The organism is Thermogladius sp. (assembly GCF_049970955.1).
Lineage (GTDB): Archaea > Thermoproteota > Thermoprotei_A > Sulfolobales > Desulfurococcaceae > Thermogladius.
The window spans coordinates 1-3,051 of sequence record NZ_JBMFLY010000090.1 but is presented as its reverse complement, the minus strand read 5'-3'; the positions used below and the strand labels follow the sequence as shown (position 1 = coordinate 3,051).

Sequence of the window (3,051 nt, the reverse complement as noted above, 5' to 3'; positions counted from 1 at the left end):
GTTGACCCTTTAAAGTCGGCTTTGACAGCGCTTTACAACGTGAGGGCGAGTATCCAGCGTCTCGACTCCTTAATCGATAGGATAAACAGCAGGAGAAGCAAGCTCATGGATATGGCCGTAGACCTCCAGGCTAGAGGCGAAACTTTCCTCGCCAAGAGGTACGCTGAGGAGATCGCCAAGCTCGACAAGATGAGGAGTAGGCTCGAAGTGCTGAAGTTGGTTCTCGAGAAGGTATCCCTCAGCATCGACCTCGCAATAACTATGAGGGACTTCAAGCTAATAGCGGACGAGGTGTCGAGCATAGTCGGCGAAATAAAGAAGATACCGGAGTCGAGAATACCCGACCTGGCCGTCTACTTCGCGGAGTTGGACTCGTCTATACGGGAGCTGGCTAGTGCCGACATCGACGTGGGGCCACCCCTATCGTACGACACGACCGAGACACCCGACGTTAGAAGGGTTCTCGAGGAGGCTAGGAGCCTCCTGAAGACGAAACTGGAGAGCGAGAACATTCAGCCCCCAAGCCTAAATAAGTAGAGTGTACTTCTTCTCCTCTTTCAGGATTATAATCTTCGTGTTGAAGGACTCCAGAACCCCCTTTACCCTGTCACTGAGTTTGTCGGCCAGGTCCTGCGGCATCACGATGAAGTAGCCGTCGTAGCTCTGGTCCACCATAGAAGAGCCGATAGCTAGGTACAGGTTCTTGAGCTGGGTAGCCCTATCAGCGCTGGGGTCGATGACCCACACGCCGATCTTCTTCTCGTCTTTCCACGCGGTTAGGTCGGGGAGGAGCGGCTTTGACGTCTTGTTCTCCGAGACCTCGAACCCCCTCTCCTCCAGGTCTTTGATCACCTGCGCGATCACCTGCTTTCTCGCGGGGCTGAACTTGGCCAACTCAATGTACTTCTCAATAGGGCCGTGGATCTCCGGGTCGTAAAGGGTGTACGTGCCCCTGTCTACTCTGAAGAGGAACAGCTTTTCCGGGTCCTTGTACTTGTCTTTGCTATTGCTATTCACCGTGACGAGGTCTATCTCGAAGTCCAGGCTCATATCCGACCTCGAGGGGTCTTTTTGCTTCGCGACGCTTATGATGTCTCTTCTCGTGAAAAAGTTTTTGCCGGACTTGACGAGCTCAAGGGACGCCTCCTTGATCAACATCCAGTTGGGCTTTTTCTGGCCCAGTTCTTGTACTTCTTCCAATTTACCACCGGTACTGTAATCCACGGATATCTTATGGTTGCACAATCCTTAATATCTCTTCAGCTAGCGATCTAATTGCCTTGGCAGCCTCCCCCTCCGGGTAGGCTAGCAGGTATGGTACGCCCTCCTCAAGCGCTCTCCCTATGAGCGGATCCAAGGGTATTCTAGCTAGTAGCTTAGTCTGGTACTTCTTGGCTAACTCTTCTCCAGTGCTCCTCCCTAGGAGGTTGTACTCCACGTCACTACCCGGGCACTTGAAGTAGCTCATGTTCTCCACGATCCCCAGCAGCTTAACGTTGTTTTTAACCACGAAGTTTATGGCCTTCGAGACTATGACCTCGGACAGTATGTTTGGCGCCGTGACGATCACTGCCCCGCTTAAGTCCCTTATCGTCTGGACGACTGTTATCGCCTCATCGCCGGTTCCGGGCGGCAGGTCTATCACAAGGAAGTCCCCTTCCGGCCACTTGACTTTCGCGAGCAGTTCCGTTATCGCCCTCGACTTCAGGGGGCCGCGCCACACGACCGGGGCGTCCGGGGAGTCCAGCATCAGGTTGATCGCGACGACCTGGACCCCGAGCGGGCCCTCCACGGGGAGGATACCCTCCTCGTCGGCGAAGTGGCGCATGCCGTGGAGTCCGAGTATAGTCGGGATACTCGAGCCGTGTATGTCTGCGTCGAGTATTGAAACCTTGTACCCCTTTTCAGCTAGCGCTAGCGCGAGCATTGAGGAGATAAAGGACTTCCCCACACCCCCCTTCCCGCTCAACACCATTATCTTGTGCCTTATTTTCCCGACCCTGTCCCTGGCTTTGTTGAGGAGGGTGAAGACTGGCTGGATCTGCCTCGTACCGCTCATAAGTCTCCTCAAATCCTATAAAACGGCCACCCCTCTTTTAATAGTTGAGTGTCTATGATGGCTTGCTCTATAGCCCCTGGCAAGGTGATTTTGCTTGGCGAGCACTTCGTTGTCAAGGGTGTGCCGGCTATAGGCGCAGCCGTGACCTTATACGCGAGAGTGTGTGTATCAGGTGGGCAGGGCAGGATCGAGTCTAGGCAGCTAGGGCTACTGCTGGACTTGTCATCCAACACGGTGAACGACAAGGGGCTGTACAGGGTAGTCGAGGAGCTGGCCTGGCGGTTCGGGTTGAAGAGGGACTTCCACGCGATAATCGACTCGGAGATACCGATCTCCTCCGGCATGGGCTCCTCGGCCGCTGTGGCCGTGTCCACAACGCACGCCCTCTTGTCTTTCGCGGGCGTAGAGCCCGACAAAAAGGTCGTGTGGGAGGTGTCGTTCGAGGCGGAGAAGGTCTACCACGTCAGGCCGAGCGGAGTGGACAACACGCTGTCGACCTACGGCGGCGTGATGGTGTACGAGAGAGGGGTCTTCAACAGGGTTAAGAGAAGGTGGCCAGACGACGTCGTGATCGTCATAGCGGACTCTGGTATCAAGAGGTCGACGGGTAGCGTTGTAGCAGACGTGTTAAACAGGTACGACAAGTATTCCAACGTGATGTCGAGAATATACGAGGCGGCCTCGGAGCTCGTCCGCGACGCGCTCAAATCCATCGAGGCGGGAGACTTCGCGAGGTTGGGGGAGTTGATGGACATCAACCACGGGCTCCTCTCCTCCATAGGCGTGTCCTCGCGGGTCCTGGAGAGCATAGTGTGGGCTATGCGCGAAGCCGGTGCGCTCGGTGCTAAAATAAGTGGGGCAGGCCGTGGAGGTATCGTTATAGGACTTGTGGAAACCAGTAAGGTTCCAAGTGTAGTCGAGAAAATCAAGCTCCTAGGTCTAACGCCACTCGTGGTCCAAATCGACGACGAAGGGGTGAGAAGGGCACCTGA

4 protein-coding genes are annotated in these 3,051 nt (G+C 55.3%); 2 read left to right on the top strand and 2 right to left on the bottom strand.

Annotated features, from left to right (window positions below; translation table 11 throughout):
• The coding region (locus tag ACP5VX_RS06820; protein ID WP_428725128.1) for a hypothetical protein at window positions 1–537 on the top strand (537 nt) is incomplete at its 5' end.
• On the opposite strand, the gene ACP5VX_RS06815 is transcribed toward ACP5VX_RS06820, so the two are convergent.
• On the bottom strand, window positions 526–1,245 hold the full coding sequence (locus ACP5VX_RS06815; RefSeq protein WP_428725127.1) for a DUF7669 domain-containing protein: 720 nt from the start codon (window positions 1,243–1,245) through the stop codon (window positions 526–528). The genes ACP5VX_RS06820 and ACP5VX_RS06815 overlap by 12 nt on opposite strands.
• A complete protein-coding gene (locus ACP5VX_RS06810) occupies window positions 1,232–2,059 on the bottom strand; it encodes an Mrp/NBP35 family ATP-binding protein (protein ID WP_428725129.1) in 828 nt (275 codons plus the stop codon). The genes ACP5VX_RS06815 and ACP5VX_RS06810 overlap by 14 nt, the downstream gene beginning before the upstream one ends.
• Before the next feature lie 57 nt (window positions 2,060–2,116).
• On the opposite strand from ACP5VX_RS06810, the gene mvk reads away from it, so the two are divergent.
• Window positions 2,117–3,051: mevalonate kinase (gene mvk, locus ACP5VX_RS06805; protein ID WP_428725126.1), on the top strand; the 935-nt coding region annotated here is incomplete at its 3' end.